This window comes from Streptomyces sp. NPDC050549, from assembly GCF_040655035.1.
GTDB lineage: Bacteria > Actinomycetota > Actinomycetes > Streptomycetales > Streptomycetaceae > Streptomyces.
In genome coordinates, this window is record NZ_JBFAJD010000033.1 from 94,443 (window position 1) to 110,530 (window position 16,088).

The 16,088-nt window shown below is 70.2% G+C and carries 14 protein-coding genes; 11 read left to right on the plus strand and 3 right to left on the minus strand.

What is annotated here, in order from left to right; genetic code table 11:
• The first annotated feature begins 50 nt into the window (after positions 1 to 50).
• From AB0I51_RS35845 to ilvD, 4 genes are all read left to right on the plus strand, one after another.
• Positions 51 to 983, plus strand: a complete 933-nt coding sequence (locus AB0I51_RS35845) for a Ppx/GppA phosphatase family protein (RefSeq protein WP_362982516.1) — start codon at positions 51 to 53, stop codon at positions 981 to 983.
• Positions 984 to 1,779: 796 nt separating this feature from the next.
• Complete coding sequence (locus AB0I51_RS35850) at positions 1,780 to 2,604, plus strand: sugar phosphate isomerase/epimerase (RefSeq protein WP_362982518.1); 825 nt, start codon at positions 1,780 to 1,782, stop codon at positions 2,602 to 2,604.
• Entirely contained in the window at positions 2,601 to 3,206 is a 606-nt protein-coding gene (locus AB0I51_RS35855; protein WP_362982520.1) for a TetR family transcriptional regulator, read from the plus strand. The genes AB0I51_RS35850 and AB0I51_RS35855 overlap by 4 nt, the downstream gene beginning before the upstream one ends.
• A gap of 183 nt (positions 3,207 to 3,389) precedes the next feature.
• Positions 3,390 to 5,243 (plus strand): dihydroxy-acid dehydratase, encoded by a 1,854-nt coding sequence (gene ilvD, locus AB0I51_RS35860; protein ID WP_362982522.1) that lies wholly within the window; start codon positions 3,390 to 3,392, stop codon positions 5,241 to 5,243.
• A 146-nt stretch (positions 5,244 to 5,389) separates the two neighbouring features.
• Here the strand turns inward: ilvD and AB0I51_RS35865 are convergent, their stop codons facing one another.
• On the minus strand, positions 5,390 to 7,492 hold the full coding sequence (locus tag AB0I51_RS35865; RefSeq protein ID WP_362982524.1) for a serine/threonine-protein kinase: 2,103 nt from the start codon (positions 7,490 to 7,492) through the stop codon (positions 5,390 to 5,392).
• 182 nt (positions 7,493 to 7,674) lie between these two features.
• Here AB0I51_RS35865 and AB0I51_RS35870 point away from each other — a divergent pair, with 182 nt between their 5' ends.
• The 4 genes from AB0I51_RS35870 to AB0I51_RS35885 all read left to right on the plus strand — a co-directional run bounded on the left by AB0I51_RS35870 (position 7,675) and on the right by AB0I51_RS35885 (position 10,320).
• Positions 7,675 to 7,989 (plus strand): SH3 domain-containing protein, encoded by a 315-nt coding sequence (locus tag AB0I51_RS35870; RefSeq protein WP_362982526.1) that lies wholly within the window; start codon positions 7,675 to 7,677, stop codon positions 7,987 to 7,989.
• A gap of 88 nt (positions 7,990 to 8,077) precedes the next feature.
• On the plus strand, positions 8,078 to 8,350 hold the full coding sequence (locus tag AB0I51_RS35875; RefSeq protein WP_362982553.1) for an SH3 domain-containing protein: 273 nt from the start codon (positions 8,078 to 8,080) through the stop codon (positions 8,348 to 8,350).
• A gap of 46 nt (positions 8,351 to 8,396) precedes the next feature.
• Positions 8,397 to 8,924: an EamA/RhaT family transporter gene (locus tag AB0I51_RS35880; protein ID WP_362982528.1), complete on the plus strand. Its 528-nt coding sequence runs from the start codon at positions 8,397 to 8,399 to the stop codon at positions 8,922 to 8,924.
• Positions 8,925 to 9,537: 613 nt separating this feature from the next.
• Positions 9,538 to 10,320, plus strand: a complete 783-nt coding sequence (locus AB0I51_RS35885; protein WP_362982530.1) for a class I SAM-dependent methyltransferase — start codon at positions 9,538 to 9,540, stop codon at positions 10,318 to 10,320.
• Here AB0I51_RS35885 and AB0I51_RS35890 read toward each other — a convergent pair.
• Positions 10,315 to 11,784 carry a SulP family inorganic anion transporter gene (locus tag AB0I51_RS35890; RefSeq protein WP_362982532.1) on the minus strand — a complete coding sequence of 490 codons (1,470 nt, stop codon included), beginning with the start codon at positions 11,782 to 11,784 and terminating at the stop codon, positions 10,315 to 10,317. The genes AB0I51_RS35885 and AB0I51_RS35890 overlap by 6 nt on opposite strands.
• 271 nt (positions 11,785 to 12,055) lie before the next feature.
• On the opposite strand from AB0I51_RS35890, the gene AB0I51_RS35895 reads away from it, so the two are divergent.
• The 3 genes from AB0I51_RS35895 to proC all read left to right on the plus strand — a co-directional run bounded on the left by AB0I51_RS35895 (position 12,056) and on the right by proC (position 14,532).
• Positions 12,056 to 12,853: an ABC transporter ATP-binding protein gene (locus AB0I51_RS35895; protein ID WP_362982533.1), complete on the plus strand. Its 798-nt coding sequence runs from the start codon at positions 12,056 to 12,058 to the stop codon at positions 12,851 to 12,853.
• Positions 12,850 to 13,641, plus strand: coding sequence for an ABC transporter permease (locus AB0I51_RS35900; RefSeq protein WP_362982535.1), 792 nt, complete (start codon positions 12,850 to 12,852; stop codon positions 13,639 to 13,641). The genes AB0I51_RS35895 and AB0I51_RS35900 overlap by 4 nt, the downstream gene beginning before the upstream one ends.
• Positions 13,642 to 13,722: 81 nt before the next feature.
• The gene (gene proC, locus AB0I51_RS35905) at positions 13,723 to 14,532 is read left to right on the plus strand and encodes a pyrroline-5-carboxylate reductase (protein ID WP_362982537.1); all 810 of its coding nucleotides are present in this window, start codon (positions 13,723 to 13,725) and stop codon (positions 14,530 to 14,532) included.
• Between the two features lie 51 nt (positions 14,533 to 14,583).
• On the opposite strand, the gene trpS is transcribed toward proC, so the two are convergent.
• A complete protein-coding gene (gene trpS / locus AB0I51_RS35910) occupies positions 14,584 to 15,579 on the minus strand; it encodes a tryptophan--tRNA ligase (RefSeq protein WP_362982539.1) in 996 nt (331 codons plus the stop codon).
• Positions 15,580 to 16,088 lie beyond the last annotated feature (509 nt).

Sequence of the window (16,088 nt, forward strand, 5' to 3'; positions counted from 1 at the left end):
AAACCGTACCGAAGACGGAGATCGGCGCAGGTGGCAGTAGCGTTCCGTATATGAGACTCGGTGTCCTCGACGTGGGATCGAACACGGTGCATCTGCTGGTGGTGGACGCACACCCGGGCGCGCGCCCCTTGCCCGCGCACTCGCACAAGGTGGAACTCCGCCTTGCCCAACTCCTCGACGAGGACGGCGCCATCGGCCCCGAAGGGGTCGACAAACTCATCGGCGTCGTCCACGAGGCGCTGCAGGCCGCCGAGGACAAGGGCGTCGAGGAACTCCTGCCGTTCGCCACCTCCGCCGTCCGCGAGGCCAGCAACGCGGACGAGGTCCTCGCGCGCGTGCAGACCGAGACCGGCGTAGAGCTCCAGGTCCTCACCGGCGCCGAGGAGGCCCGGCTGACCTTCCTCGCCGTCCGCCGCTGGTTCGGCTGGTCCGCCGGCAAGCTCCTCGTCCTCGACATCGGCGGCGGCTCCCTGGAGATCGCGTTCGGCATCGACGAGGAGCCCGACGCGGTCGTGTCACTGCCGCTCGGCGCGGGCCGCCTCACCGCGGGCTGGCTGCCCGGGGACCCGCCGGAACCGGACGCGATAAGGGCCCTGCGCCGCCATGTGCGCGCGCAGATCGCCCGTACGGTGGGGGAGTTCAGCCGTTTTGGCGCCCCCGACCACGTCGTCGCCACGTCGAAGACCTTCAAGCAGCTCGCCCGCCTCGCCGGCGCCGCCCGCTCCGCCGACGGCCTCTACGTCCAGCGCGAGCTGAAGCGCGAGTCCCTGGAGGCGTGGGTCCCCCGCCTCGGCGGCATGACCACCGCCCAGCGCGCCGTCCTCCCCGGCGTCTCCGAGGGCCGCGCCGAACAGCTCCTGGCCGGCGCGATGGTCGCCGAGGGCGCGATGGATCTCTTCGGGGTGGAGACGCTGGAGGTCTGCCCGTGGGCGCTGCGCGAGGGCGTGATTTTGCGACGGTTGGATCAGATGCCTTCGGCGTAGGGGCTGCGGTGGCTGCACCCGCTGTGTTGGCTGTACCGGCTGTCGTGGGCGTAGGCGGGGCGGGGGGTGCGGGGCACGGGTGGGGGCGTGGTGCACGTGCGCGTGGCTGTTGTGTTCCCGCGTGGTTGCTGCTGGTCGGTCGCGCCCGGGGTCGGCCGTACCCTCGCCGGTTCGACTGCGATGCACGTGCGCGTGGCTGTTGTGTTCCCGCGTGGTCGCCGGTCTGGACGGCGCCCCGGGGGTGGGCCGTACGCCCGTTGGTTTGGCCGCGATGCACGCGCGCGTGCCTGTGCACGTCCCCGCGGCTGCCGGTTCGGACGGCGCCCGGGGTCGGCCGTACTCCCGCCGACTCGGCCGCGACTGCGACGCACGCGCGCGTGCCTCTCCGTGCCGCACGCGCGTGGTGGTCTTGACGTACACGCGTGGTGGTCGTGACGTACGCGCATGGCTGTCCGCCAGGACTGGTCGCGCCTCCGCCCGGCCAGGGCGCCCGCGCCCCCGCCCGCCAGCCCATGGCGCTCGCACCCCCGCCCGCAGTGCACGCGCGCAGTCGCTGCCGGCGTACACGCCCAGTGCTGGCGAACGCCCGCACGCCCACCCATGGCCCGCGCCCCCGCCCAACTCCTCCCGCGCCCGCCCATGCTGAACGCCCACCCGGCACCCGACGTATCAGACCCGCATGAAGTATCGCCACAACGCGGCCCCGCGCCGGAGATGGCCGGTTGCCGTACCCCGCACAGGGCGGGCGCAGCAACCGGCTCCCCCGCGCAAAGCGCCGCCCCGTAGTCTGTCCTCCGTGGCAGAACCAGTCGTGCGCATCCCGGATGCGAAGGTCGCGCTGTCCACGGCGTCCGTGTATCCGGAGTCGACGGCGACGGCCTTCGAGATCGCCGCGCGCCTCGGTTACGACGGCGTCGAGGTCATGGTGTGGACCGACCCGGTCAGTCAGGACATCGAGGCGCTGCGCAGACTCAGCGACTACCACCAGGTCCCGATCCTCGCCGTGCACGCGCCGTGCCTGCTCATCACGCAGCGGGTGTGGTCCACCGACCCGTGGATCAAGCTCCAGCGCGCCCAGGCGGCCGCCGAGAAGCTCGGGGCGAGCACGGTCGTGGTGCACCCGCCGTTCCGCTGGCAGCGCCAGTACGCGCGCGACTTCGTCAGCGGGATCTGGCGGATGGCGAACGAGACGGATGTGCGGTTCGCCGTGGAGAACATGTACCCGTGGCGCTACCGCGACCGCGAGATGCTCGCCTACGCCCCCGACTGGGACGTGACGCACGAGGACTACCGGCACTTCACGATCGACCTCAGCCACACCGCGACCGCCCGCACCGACGCGACCGAGATGATCGAGCGCATGGGCGACCGTCTCGGCCATGTCCACCTCGCCGACGGCAACGGCTCCAACAAGGACGAGCACCTGGTCCCCGGCCGCGGCACCCAGCCCTGCGCCGAACTGCTGGAACGGCTCGCCCTGACCGGCTTCGACGGCCATGTCGTCATCGAGGTCAACACCCGGCGCGCGATGTCCGGCGCCGAACGCGAGGCCGATCTCGCGGAGGCGCTCGCCTTCACGCGGCTGCATCTGGCCTCGGCAGTGAAGGTGCCCCGGCGGTGACCGACGCCACCGCCAAGCGCCGGGGCCGACCCCCTCGTACGGAGTCCGCCGACACCCGGGACCGCATCCTGGCCGCGGCCCGGGAGGAATTCTCCGAACGGGGGTACGAGAAGACGTCCGTGCGCGCCATCGCCAAGGCGGCCGGGGTCGACGCGGCGCTCGTCCACCACTACTTCGGTGCCAAGGAACAGGTCTTCGAGTCGGCCGTGGAGGTGGCGTTCGCACCGGTGCTGCGGTCCCGGGACACGCTCCTCGACGGCTCGCTCGACGATATCGGCGAGCGTCTGACCCGCATGATCTTCGGGCTCTGGGAGAACCCGGTGACCCGGACCCCGCTGCTCGCCATCGTCCGGTCGGCCGTGAACAACGAGGCCGCGGCGGCCGTCTTCCGCCGCCTGATCTCCGGCCAGCTGCTGCGCCGCATCTCGGGCCAGCTCGACGTACCGGACCCGGAACTGCGCGCCGAACTCGCCGCGGCGCAGATCGTCGGGGTCGCGATGATGCGGTACGTCATCAAGATCGAACCGGTGGCCTCGGCCGACCCGGAGCAGATCATCGCGCGCGTCGCGCCGGTGGTGCAGGAGCATCTGACGGGGCCGTAGCGCTGTCTTCGGTCCTGTCTTCGGTCCTGTCTTCGGTCCTGTCACGGGTCCTGTCGTGGGTCCTGTCCCGGGTCCTGTCTTCGTGGTGAGACATTCGTCCCGCGATGCGGACACCGTGTCCGCCCCCTGGATGACCGGCGTACGCTCAATATCAGCCCTATCTGTCTGAAGGAGCGAGCGACGATGCCCGAGCTGAGGTCCCGCACAGTCACCCACGGACGCAACATGGCGGGCGCCCGCGCCCTTATGCGCGCCTCCGGTGTACCCGGTGCGGACATCGGCCGGAAGCCGATCATCGCGGTGGCGAACAGCTTCACCGAGTTCGTGCCCGGCCACACCCACCTGCAGCCGGTCGGCCGGATCGTCAGCGAGGCGATCACCGCGGCCGGCGGCATCCCGCGCGAGTTCAACACGATCGCGGTCGACGACGGCATCGCGATGGGCCACGGCGGCATGCTCTACAGCCTCCCGTCCCGTGACCTGATCGCGGACAGCGTGGAGTACATGGTCGAGGCGCACTGTGCCGACGCCCTGATCTGCATCTCCAACTGCGACAAGATCACGCCCGGCATGCTCATGGCGGCACTCCGCCTGAACATCCCGACGGTCTTCGTCTCCGGCGGTCCCATGGAGGCCGGGCGCGCCACGCTGCAGGACGGCACCGTCCGCACGCTGGACCTGATCGACGCGATGGTCGAGGCCGCCAACGACAGCGTCTCGGACGCGGACGTCCTCAACATCGAGGAGAACGCCTGTCCGACCTGCGGCTCCTGTTCCGGCATGTTCACCGCCAACTCGATGAACTGCCTGACCGAGGCCATCGGCCTGTCGCTGCCGGGCAACGGCTCGGTCCTCGCCACGCACACCGCCCGCAAGGGCCTGTACCAGGACGCGGCCCGCACGGTGATGGACATCACCCGCCGCTACTACGAGCAGGACGACGAGACGGTCCTGCCGCGCAACGTCGCCACCTTCGCGGCCTTCGAGAACGCCATGGCCCTCGATATCGCGATGGGCGGCTCCACCAACACGATCCTGCACCTCCTCGCGGCGGCGCAGGAGGCGGGCGTCGCGTTCGGCCTGGAGGAGATCAACGAGGTCTCGCGCCGGGTCCCGTGCCTCGCGAAGGTCGCCCCGAACGTCGCGAAGAACCGCACGTACTACATGGAGGACGTGCACCGCGCAGGCGGCATCCCCGCCCTGCTCGGCGAGCTGCACCGCGCGGGCCTGCTCAACGAGGACGTCCACTCCGTCCACAGCCCGTCCCTCGCGGACTGGCTGAAGACGTGGGACGTGCGCGGCGGATCGCCTTCCCCGGAGGCCGTGGAACTCTGGCACGCGGCCCCCGGCTGCGTCCGCTCCGCCGAGGCCTTCTCCCAGTCCGAGCGCTGGGAGGCGCTGGACGAGGACGCGGCCGAGGGCTGCATCCGCTCCGCCGAGCACGCCTACTCCAAGGACGGCGGCCTGGCGGTCCTCAAGGGCAACCTCGCCGTCGACGGCTGCGTCGTGAAGACGGCCGGCGTCGACGAGTCCATCTGGACCTTCGAGGGCCCGGCGGTCGTCTGCGAGTCGCAGGAAGAAGCCGTCGAGAAGATCCTCAACAAGCAGGTGACGCACGGCGACGTCGTCGTCATCCGCTACGAGGGCCCCAAGGGCGGCCCGGGCATGCAGGAGATGCTCTACCCGACGTCCTTCCTCAAGGGCCGCGGCCTCGGCAAGACCTGCGCCCTGATCACCGACGGCCGCTTCTCCGGCGGCACTTCGGGTCTCTCGATCGGTCACGCGTCCCCCGAGGCGGCCTCCGGCGGCACCATCGCCCTCGTCGAGAACGGCGACCGCATCCGCATCGACATCCCGAACCGCTCCATCGAACTCCTCGTCGACGACGCCGAGTTGGCCCGCCGCGAGGCCGCGCTGGAGGGCCGCTACGCCCCGAAGAACCGCGAGCGCAAGGTCTCGGCCGCCCTGCGCGCCTACGCCGCGATGGCCACCAGCGCGGACCGCGGCGCCGTGCGGGACGTAAGCAAGCTCGGCTGAGGCACAACTGCTCCCTGGGGCCGCCTCCGTTCCGACGGGGGCGGCCCTTTTGCTGCCTTGCTACGGCTACCAGGCCCCGGGTGTAGGGAAGTTGGCATCGCCACAGCTACCAGGCGCCGGACATAAGGGAGTTGGCATCGCTACGGCTACCAGGCCCCGGGTGTACGGGAGTTGACCGCGAAGACCGTGCCGTCGGGGGCGGCGGCGTAGACACGGTTGTCTGCTACGACGGGTTCGGGGAGCGCCGCGCTGATCCGGTCCGAGTTGGAGTCGAGGCGCGCGGGTGTCTGCCCGACGAGCCGCCCCGCGCGGGCATCCACGGCGAGCAAGCGCCCGTCTGCGGCGGTGACATACACCTGATGTCCGTCCGCGACCGGCGCGGAACCCCGCAGCAGGGCCGTCTCCAGGCTCCACACCTGCTTCCGCGCGTCCATGTCCACGGCCACCAGCGATCCGCCCGCCCCCATGACGTATACGACGTTCCCGTGCACGGTCCCGTGGCCCTGGTCGAGCGCCACGGGCAGTGTCACGCGCTGGGAGGCGCCGGTGTCCGGGGTGTAGCGGACCACGGCCTTCGCGGCCCCGTAGACCGTGTCGACGGAGAGGAGGTACACGGATCCGCCGACCGCGCCGACGGGCTTCAACGTCCCGTTCAGCCGCACTTCCCAGCGCACCGCACCCGTGTCCGGGTCTATCGCCGTCACGCGCGTGTGCGTACCGTCGTGCGACGTGTTCGTCGCGTACGCCGACGCGTCCCCGGTGAACGAGGCGAAGTACGGCTGCTGTTGGCCCGCGATCGTGTGTCTCCACCTCGTGGCGCCCGTAGCAGCGTCCACGCCCGTGACCGTCCCGTCCGCATGGGTGAGCAGGAGCATGCCGCCGACGTCCGCCAGTCCCGTGTACGAGGGGACGGTCCGCTGCCAACGCACTCTGCCCGAGGCGGGATCGAGCGCCTCCAGCCGTCGGCCGTTGTCCAACGAGGGCTGCACGAGGCCACCTGACAGCACAGGCGGCCCGCTCCGCTGCGTCGTGGCGACGGCGTGCCGCCACAACAGGCTGCCGTCGGACGGGTCCAGGGCGAACACCACCCCGGGCTGCGCGCACAGCAACTTCCCCGCCCCGTAAGAGCATTGGGGGGTGCTCTTCTTGGAGACCGGTCTCGTCTTCCACCCGCCGAACGCGGCGCTGGGCGTGGTGCTGGGGGTGGAACTCTTCGTTGCCGAGGTGCTGTCGTCCGACAACTGGAGCGCGGTCAGTGTGCCGATCGCGGCCAGGCCGAGTGCGCCCGCACCGAGAGCCATCCGCTTGCCGAGGCGCCGCCCGCGCCGCAGTCCGGACTGCTCGGGCTCTTTCGTACGGGGCTCCGGCACCGGCGTGGTACCGGCCCGCTGTGCCGGTATGTAGGCCTGCGTGTCGTACGAGGCCGACACCGACCGCAGTTCACGCATCAACTCGTCGGGCGTGGGCCGGTCTTCGGGCTCCTTGGCCAGGCAACGCAGCACCAGCGGCGCGAGGTTCTCCGGCAGTCCCGTCAAGTCCGGCTCGTCATGGACGACTTGGTAGGCGACGACGTACGGACTGTCGGAGTCGAAAGGGCCGCGCCCCGTCGCCGCGTGCACCAGTACGGACCCGAGCGCGAAGATGTCGGCAGCAGGCCCGACCTCCCGGGGTCGCCGGAACTGCTCCGGTGCCATGAAGGGCGGCGTCCCGATCAACTTTCCGGTCTCGGTGCGCAGTTCGCTGTCCTTTGGCCGAGAAATACCGAAGTCGATGACCTTCGGCCCGTCCTCGGCGAGCAGCACGTTGCTGGGTTTCAGGTCCCGGTGCACGACGCCGACCCGATGGATGTCGCGAAGCGCCTCGGCCAGTCCAGCCATCAGCCGGCGCAACTCGCCGGGCATCATCGGGCCATTCCGCTTCACGTGTTCGGACAGGGTCGGCCCGGGGATGAACGACGTTGCCATCCAAGGCCGTTCGGCTTCCGGGTCGGCATCCACCACCGGCGCGGTGAAGGCCCCGCTCACCCGTCGAGCCGCCGCCACCTCCTGCCGGAACCGCCCCCTGAACTCGGGATCCTGCGCGAACTCCGCGTGGACGACCTTCACGGCGACCTTCATCCCGGAGGTGCTCTGAGCGAGATGCACCACGCCCATGCCGCCGGAGCCCAGGCATGACTCCAGGCGGTAGTGACCGGCGTACTCGGGAAGTTCCGCTTCCGCGCCCGCTCCGGTGTCGTGCTGTGGCGCCATGGAACCACCCCCGTGCTGATCGTTCGCGCGCGCGACGCACGGAGCCTAGTCGATGACCCGTACGGGACAGAGACGGCTTGCTGGCTTCCGAGTGCGAGTTGCGCACATGTGTTTCATGGCGTGTTTCAGGGGAATCATCGGGGCCCCATGGCAGTCATGGGGTCCAACGGGGGAGGTTTTTCATGTCTGTTGACCGCGCACCAGAAGTCCCGGGCGGCGAGGCCGAGGTCACCGCGACGGCAGCGGCTCTGCACTACTACTCGATCGCGCCCAACACCCGCGTCAACGTCCGCAGCGGACCGGGCACCGGTTACACCATCGTCCGCGTTCTCGCCGAGGGCTCCCAGGTCCCGATCTACTGCCAGACGCCGGGCACCACGGTGACGGGCTACTACGGCACGACGAACATCTGGGACAACATCGACGACGGCGAGTACATCTCCGACGCCTATGTGAACACCGGCAGCGACGGCTACGTCCGCCCGCGCTGCTCCTGACTCCACCACAAACCAGGGGATACTCGTGACCTTCCGAAGACGCGCATCCGTCCTCCTCGCGGGCACGGCCGGAGCCCTTCTTCTCGTGATGGGTTCACCGGTCACCGCCAGCGCGGTGCAGACCTACACGACGGCCAATGTCACCGTCAACATTCGCAGCGGCCCCGGCACGAACTACAGCATCGTCGGCACCCTGCCCGGGGGTTCCAAGGTGCCGATCTACTGCCAGACGCCTGGGACGACGGTCACGGGCACCTACGGCACCTCGAACATCTGGGACAACATCAGCAACGGCGAGTTCATCTCGGACACGTACGTGAACACGGGCAGCGACGGCTACATAGCCTCCCGCTGCTCCTGAGCCCCCAACGGGAGCCCGCGCCCACCCTCGGAGCCATAATCGTCCCGTGAACGACGAGACCGGCACCCAGGACACCCCCGCGGGCTCCCCAGGCGCAGACGCAGGTACGGGCACGGGTCCCCGCCCCGAGCCCCTCCGCTTCTTCGGCACCACCTGGGTGAACCACGACAACGGCTACACCCCCCGCCGCGTCGCCGCGGCCGCCGGCTCCATCGCCGTCGCCGTCGTCTCCTGCCTGGTCCTCCGCTTCGCCTACCAGGGCCTCCAGATCGCGGACGTCGGCAGCTTTGTCACCCTCCTCGTCATCGTGATGTTCGCGGTCTGCAGCGCCCTTGCCTTCGGCCACACCTGGGAGAGCTTCAAAAAGCGCCCCGACCCCGAACGCCAGGCCTCCCTCCGCGGTCTCCTGGGCATCGGCTTCGTCGGCTCTCTCCTCGCCTACTTCTTCCGCTCCCTCACCGAGGCCCCCGGCGAGAAACTCCACCGCGAGGAGTACGAGACGGCCGTGGCCCAGCACGAGAAGCGCACAACTCGCCGCACCGGCAACCCTTCGAAGAAGCGCCGCCGGTCCTGACCGGGACGGGCACGCGTTCGGGGCGGCTCGCGGCCTACGGCTCGCGGCTGGGGGTTGCGGACAGGGGCTCGCAGCTTGTGGCCTGTGGTTTCCGGTCTACGGTCCTGAGGCCCTGAGGCCCTGAGGCCCTGAGGCCCTGAGGCCCTGAGGCCTGCGACTCGCGGCTCGCGTCACGCGGCTTCCGGCCTGCGGCCTGTGGATTCCGGCCCGTGGCTTCCGGTTTCCGGTCTGGGGCTGGGGGCGGACAGCGGCTCGCGGCTTGCGTCACGCCGCCTGCGGCTCGCAGCTTCCGCCTTCCGGCCTGTGGTTTCCGGCCTGCGGTCTGCGACTCGCAGCTTGTGCCCTACGGCTTCGCTTCCGGGCCGGTCACGCCCGCCCCCTCGGCTGCGCAGGGCCTGTATCCCGACCGCGCAGGGCCCGCACCCCGGCAGACCGGCCCGCGCAGGGCCCACACCCCGGCCGACCGAGCCGCGCCCCCGCCTCGCCCCTCTGCGCTCCCGTACCGCCCCTCCCCGCACCGCCCCTCCCCGCACCGCCCCTCCCCGCACCGCACCGCCCCCCTTCTCCCCAAAATTCACCTGCACCCTGCACCCATCCCGGTAACCATGGCCGTATGACCACTTCGTCGAAGCCGCCCTCGCACACTGCCCGAGCCCACTCCTTCAACACCGCCGCGGCCCAGTACGCCGAGAATCGCCCCTCCTACCCACCCGCCCTCTTCGACGCCATCGAGGAACTGGCCGGCCATCCCCTCGCCGGCGCCCGCGTCGCGGACGTGGGAGCCGGTACCGGTATCGCGACCGCCCTCCTGCACGCCCGTGGCGCCGACGTGATCGCGATCGAACCCGGCGCCGGCATGGCAGCCCAGTTCCGCCGTGCCCTCCCCGAGGTCCCGCTCGTCCGGGGCACCGGCGACGCGATTCCCCTGACCGACGACTCCGTCGACTTCCTCACCTACGCCCAGGCCTGGCACTGGACCGACACCGCCAAGTCGGTCCCGGAGGCCCTGCGCGTACTGCGCCCGGGCGGTGCGCTCGCCCTGTGGTGGAACACCAGCGCCGTCGACGTCCCGTGGATCGCCGCGCAGTCGGAACGCATCCGGATCCACTTCGGCATCGACCGCGTCGTGAAGCAGAACGGCAGCGGCCTGCACACCGCGCTCGCCGACCCCACCGGCAGGCTCGACTTCGCCCACCGAAGGGTCCGATGGAGCCGCCGCGTCCCGGTCGACACCCACCTGGCCAACATCAGCAGCCACTCGGTCTTCCTGGTCCAGGGTGAGGAAGGCACCAACGCCTTCCTCACCGAGGAGCGAAACCACCTGCTCACCGCGTTTCCGGACGGCACCGTGGAGGAGACCTACGTCGTGGAACTCGTCGTAGCCCTCGCGTCATGACCCCGTGACCACCTCGGCGGCAGGGCTGTCGGCCGTCCCTTCCCGCGCGGTGGCCCATCCCTCCAGGGCCGCCGCGCACGCGTGGTCCATGTGCCGCAACCCGCCCAGCTCCAGGCGCACTTCGCGGTCGTGCGGCAACGCCTCCAACGCGTCCAGCAGCTTCGGCAGGCGCAGAAACGTCGCATGCCCCAGCACTCGTACGACGATTCCCGCGGCGCCGAGGTCCTCCGTCTCCACGTGGACATGGCTGATGTCCCACGCCGTCTTCGCCACCGCCAACGCCAGGCCGACCAACACCCCCTCGAACAGATTCCCCACCACGATCGCCACCGCGGTCACCCCGAGCACGACCACCTCACCGCGATGTCCGGCCCACAGCCCCCGCACCTGCCGCACCGGTACGAGCTTGCAGCCGGCGTGCACGAGCAGCCCCGCCAGCGCCGCCACCGGCACCAGGCCCAGCACTCCGGGCAGCAGCGCCGTGAACAGCAACAGCCACCCGCCGTGCAGCACCCGCGACGCCTTGGTCCTGGCCCCCGCCTGCACATTCGCCGCGCTCCGCACGATCACCGCGGTCATCGGCAACGCCCCGAGCACCCCGCACACCGCGTTCCCCGCGCCCTGCGCGATCAACTCCCGGTCGTAATCCGTCCGCGGACCCCGGTGCAGCCGGTCCACCGCCGCTGCGCTGAACAACGACTCCGCCGACGCGATCAACGCGAACGCGACGACCGTCCCGATCACCCCCACTTCCGTAAGCCGCCCGAAATCCCCCCACTCCGGCACCCGCACGGCACCGACCAGCCCCCGCACCTCAACCCGCCGCACCGCCAGGTCGAACACCCCGGTCACCGCCGCGGCCAGCCCCACCGCCACCAACGGCGCCGGCACCAGCCGAGCCCCGCGCCGCCACCGGGGCCAGAGCACCAGTACGGCAATGGTGGCACCGCCCACTGACAACGCCACCGGATCCACCAGCCCCGGCAGCCACACCAGCCCCGCGAGCTTCCCGAGACCGTCCGCCGGCGCGGCCACATCGCCGAGCGCGTACACCTGCCCGGCGATCAGCACGAGCCCGATCCCGGCGAGCATGCCCTGCACCACGGCCGCAGACACAGCCCGGAACCACCGCCCGAGCCGCAGCACCCCGAGCCCCAACTGCACCAACCCGGCCGCGAACACGAGCACCCCGAGCGCCTCGATCCCGTAGGCCCGCACGGCCTCGTAGACGAGTACGGTCAGCCCTGCGGCCGGACCGCTCACCTGAAGGCTGCTGCCTGGTAGCGCCCCGACCACCAGCCCGCCGACGATCCCGGTGACCAGCCCCAGTTCGGCCGGCACCCCGGAGGCGATCGCCACGCCCACGCACAGCGGGAGCGCGACGAGAAAGACGACCAGCGAAGCGAACAGATCTGCCCTGCTCACACCACAGCGCATGACACCCATGACACCCGTACCACGCATGACAACGGCACCTCCGAAGACAGGACAAAGCCGGATGGGAGATGCGTGGGCGCCGTACCGGGGGAGGGCACGGCGAACTGAAATCCATTGTCGGGAACGGGAGTTGATCGCGCACCGGATTCATGTGACCACCCCGTGAACGCGGAGGCGCCCAGACCGGATCCCCCCACTCCGATCACGCCGCCGCGCGCCTGCGCCGTCCCGCGCACCCATGCGACGGCACCGCCGAACCGCCTTGACGACTCCGCCCCGCGAGAGCATTATTCATCACATGATGAATTATATTGCCGATCCACCCGGCGAGGCCCCCGCCCCCGCCGTCCAGGCCGAAGCCCTCACCGTCGTCCGGGGTCCCCGGACCGTCCTGCGAGGCATCGACTTCACCGTCCCGCGCGGCCAGATCACCGGCCTGCTCGGCCCCTCCGGCTGTGGCAAGTCGACCCTCATGCGCTCGATCGTCGGCACCCAGGCCAAGGTCGCCGGCACCCTGAACGTCCTCGGCCGCCCCGCAGGCCACCCCACCCTCCGCACCCGCATCGGCTACGTCACCCAAGCCGCCTCCGTCTACAACGACTTGACGGTCCGTCAGAACCTTGACTACTTCGCCGCGATCCTCGACCCCGGCCGCTCCGCCGCCACTCGCCGCCACGAAGTCGACCGCGTTCTCACCGACGTCGACCTCACCAGCCACACCGACGCCCTCGCCGGCAACCTCTCCGGCGGCCAGAGCAGCCGCGTCTCCTTGGCGGTCGCGCTCCTCGGCACCCCCGAACTCCTCGTCCTCGACGAACCCACCGTCGGCCTGGACCCCGTCCTCCGCCGCGACCTGTGGGCCCTCTTCCACGACATCGCCGCCTCCCGCGGCGCCACCCTCCTCATCTCCTCCCACGTCATGGACGAGGCCGAGCGCTGCCACCGCCTCCTCCTGATGCGCGAGGGCGAGGTCCTCGCGGACGACACCCCCGACGCCCTCCGCACCCGCACCGGCTCCGACACGGTCGAAGCCGCCTTCCTGCACCTGGTCGACGAGGCCGTGGCCGCCGGCGGCCAGAAGGAGACGACCCGATGAGCACGCCAACCACCACAGCCGCTACGACAACCACCGCGCGCGCCACCGCTCTCAGCGTCTCCCGCACCACCGCCACCGCGGCTCGCGTCCTGCGCCAGCTCCGCCACGACCCCCGCACGATCGTGCTGCTGATGCTCATCCCGTGCCTGATGCTCGTCCTGCTGCGCTACGTCTTCGACGGCAGCCCGCGCACCTTCGACAACATCGGCGCCTCACTCCTCGGCATCTTCCCGCTCATCACGATGTTCCTGGTCACGTCGATCGCCACCCTGCGCGAACGCACCTCCGGCACCCTCGAACGCCTCCTCGCGATGCCTCTGGGCAAGGGCGACCTGATCGCCGGCTACGCCCTGGCCTTCGGCTTCCTCGCGATCATCCAGTCCGCCCTGGCCACCGGCCTCGCCGTCTGGTTCCTGGGCCTCGACGTCACAGGCAGCCCCTGGCTCCTGCTCCTGGTGGCCCTCCTCGACGCCCTCCTCGGCACCGCGCTCGGCCTCTTCGTCTCGGCCTTCGCCGCCTCGGAGTTCCAGGCCGTCCAGTTCATGCCGGCGGTGATCTTCCCCCAACTCCTCCTCTGCGGCCTCTTCACCCCGCGCTCCGAGATGCACCCCGTCCTGGAGACCATCTCCGACGTCCTCCCCATGTCGTACGCCGTCGACGGCATGAACGAGGTCCTCAAGCACACGGACATGACCGCGACCTTCGTCAGGGACGTCCTGATCGTGGCCGGCTGCGCCCTGTTCGTCCTGTGCCTTGGCGCGGCCACACTGCGGAGGCGTACGGCATAGAGCCACACTCCGCAGACAGGTGCTGTTCCGCCAGCCGGACAGCCCCCACTCCCTCCCCACCGCCGGTGCGAGGATGACCCCATGACCCAGAAAGTCGCAGTCCTCGGCACCGGCAAGATCGGCGAAGCCCTGCTCAGCGGAATGATCCGAGCGGGCTGGGCCCCGGCCGACCTCCTGGTCACCGCCCGCCGCCCCGAGCGCGCCGAGGAACTCCGCACCCGCCACGGAGTCACCCCGGTCACCAACCCCGAGGCCGCGAAGAGCGCCGACACCCTGATCCTCACGGTCAAGCCGCAGGACATGGGCACCCTCCTCGACGAACTCGCCCCGCACCTCCCCGCCGACCGCCTGGTCATCAGCGGCGCGGCTGGCATCCCCACCTCCTTCTTCGAGGAGCGCCTGGCCGCGGGCACCCCGGTCGTCCGTGTCATGACGAACACCCCCGCCCTCGTCGACGAGGCGATGTCCGTCATCTCCGCCGGCAGCCACGCCACCGAAGCCCATCTCGCGCACGCCGAGGAGATCTTCGGCGCCGTGGGCAAGACGCTCCGCGTCCCCGAGTCCCAGCAGGACGCCTGCACCGCCCTCTCCGGCTCCGGCCCGGCGTACTTCTTCTACCTGGTCGAAGCCATGACGGACGCCGGCATCCTGCTCGGCCTGCCCCGCGACAAGGCTCATGACCTCATCGTCCAGTCCGCGATCGGCGCCGCCGTCATGCTCCGCGACAGCGGCGAACACCCGGTCAAGCTCCGCGAGAACGTCACCTCGCCCGCAGGCACGACGATCAACGCCATCCGCGAACTGGAGAACCACGGCGTACGCGCCGCACTCATCGCCGCCCTGGAGGCAGCCCGCGACCGCAGCCGCGAACTGGCCTCAGGAAACAGCTAGCCGATCGACAGGCGGCAAGCCTGTCGATCGGCTAGCCGCCTGTCCGGCTAGCTACGCAGGCAGAAGCCCGATGGCCCGATACGCGGTATCGACCATCGGCTTCGCCATCTTTCTCGCCTTCTCCGCCCCATCCCGCAACACCCCTTCCACATAAGCGGGATCCGCGCACAATGCCTTGTGCCGCTCCTGCACAGGCCTGAGCAGCTCGACCACAGCCTCCGCGGTGTCCTTCTTCAACGCTCCGTACGACTCATATACACCGCTCAAGTCCTCGGGGTTCCCACCTTCGCAAGCGGCCAGGATCTCCAGCAGATTGGCGACCCCGGGCCGCTCCTCCCGGTCGTAGACGACCCCCGCCCCGCTGTCGGTCACGGCCCGCATGACCTTCTTCCGTACGACGTCCGGCTCGTCCAGCAGATAGACGATCCCCGGCCCGGAGTCGTCCGACTTCCCCATCTTCGAAGTCGGCTCCTGCAGGTTCATCACCCGCGCCGCCACCCCCGGCCGAGTCGCCCGGGGCACCACGAACGTATGGCCGTACCGCTGGTTGAACCTGACCGCCAGATCCCGGGCCAGCTCCACATGCTGCGTCTGGTCGTCCCCGACCGGCACCTCGTCCGTCCCGTACGCCAGGATGTCCGCCGCCATCAGAACGGGATACGTCAACAACGACAGCCGCACACTCCCGCCCCGCTCCCGCTCACGCGCGGCCTTCTCCCTGTACTGGATCATCCGCCGCATCTCACCGTCGGTGGCCACACACTCCATGACGTACGACAGCCGCGTGTGCTCGTCCACATGACTCTGTACGAACACGGTGCACAGCCCGGGATCCAGCCCCGCCGCCAGCAACAGCGTCGCCGCCTGCCGCGTCAGCCTCCGGACCCGCGCCGGATCGTGGTCCACGGTCAGCGCGTGCAGATCGACCACGCAGAACAGGGCGTCGCCCTGCCGCTGATCCACGTCGACCCAGCGCCGCACGGCGCCCAGGTAGTTCCCCAGCGTCAGGTGCCCGGTCGGCTTGACCCCACTGAAGACCCGTGTCATCTCTCCACCTCCTGGTCGAGACCGCCGCGCCGGCCGGCCGACCCCCTGGAGGGAGAAACAAGAACGGCCGCCGAGGCGGCGGCCGTTGAGTACATACGTGTGTACGGCCGCCGTCAGGCGGCCCACCACTGCTGGGTGCACGTATGTGTAGTCACGTCACACAGCGTACGCCTCTACGAGGCTCTCCGGAGCGGAGTTGACACGCCCCGACCGCCTACGTAGTGTTCTCCGAGTTGTCCGACGTGAGCGCCGACTCCGGTCGGTCCCCGGACAACCATTCCGCAAGTACCTACAAACAATCGACGATCCGTCGTCGCGTGTATTGCCATGCGTATTTGCGAAATGAGGAATCCGCGTTCGAAAGGACGCACCCCCCGATTCGCTCGGGACTCAGGAATCCGCTAAAGTCTCACTCGTCGGAACGGCCCAGCGGCCGGGATGGCAGCCCCTTCTGACTGGGAGTCAGGCCCGAAAGGATCTGATAGAGTCGGAGTCGCCGGAAAGGGAAA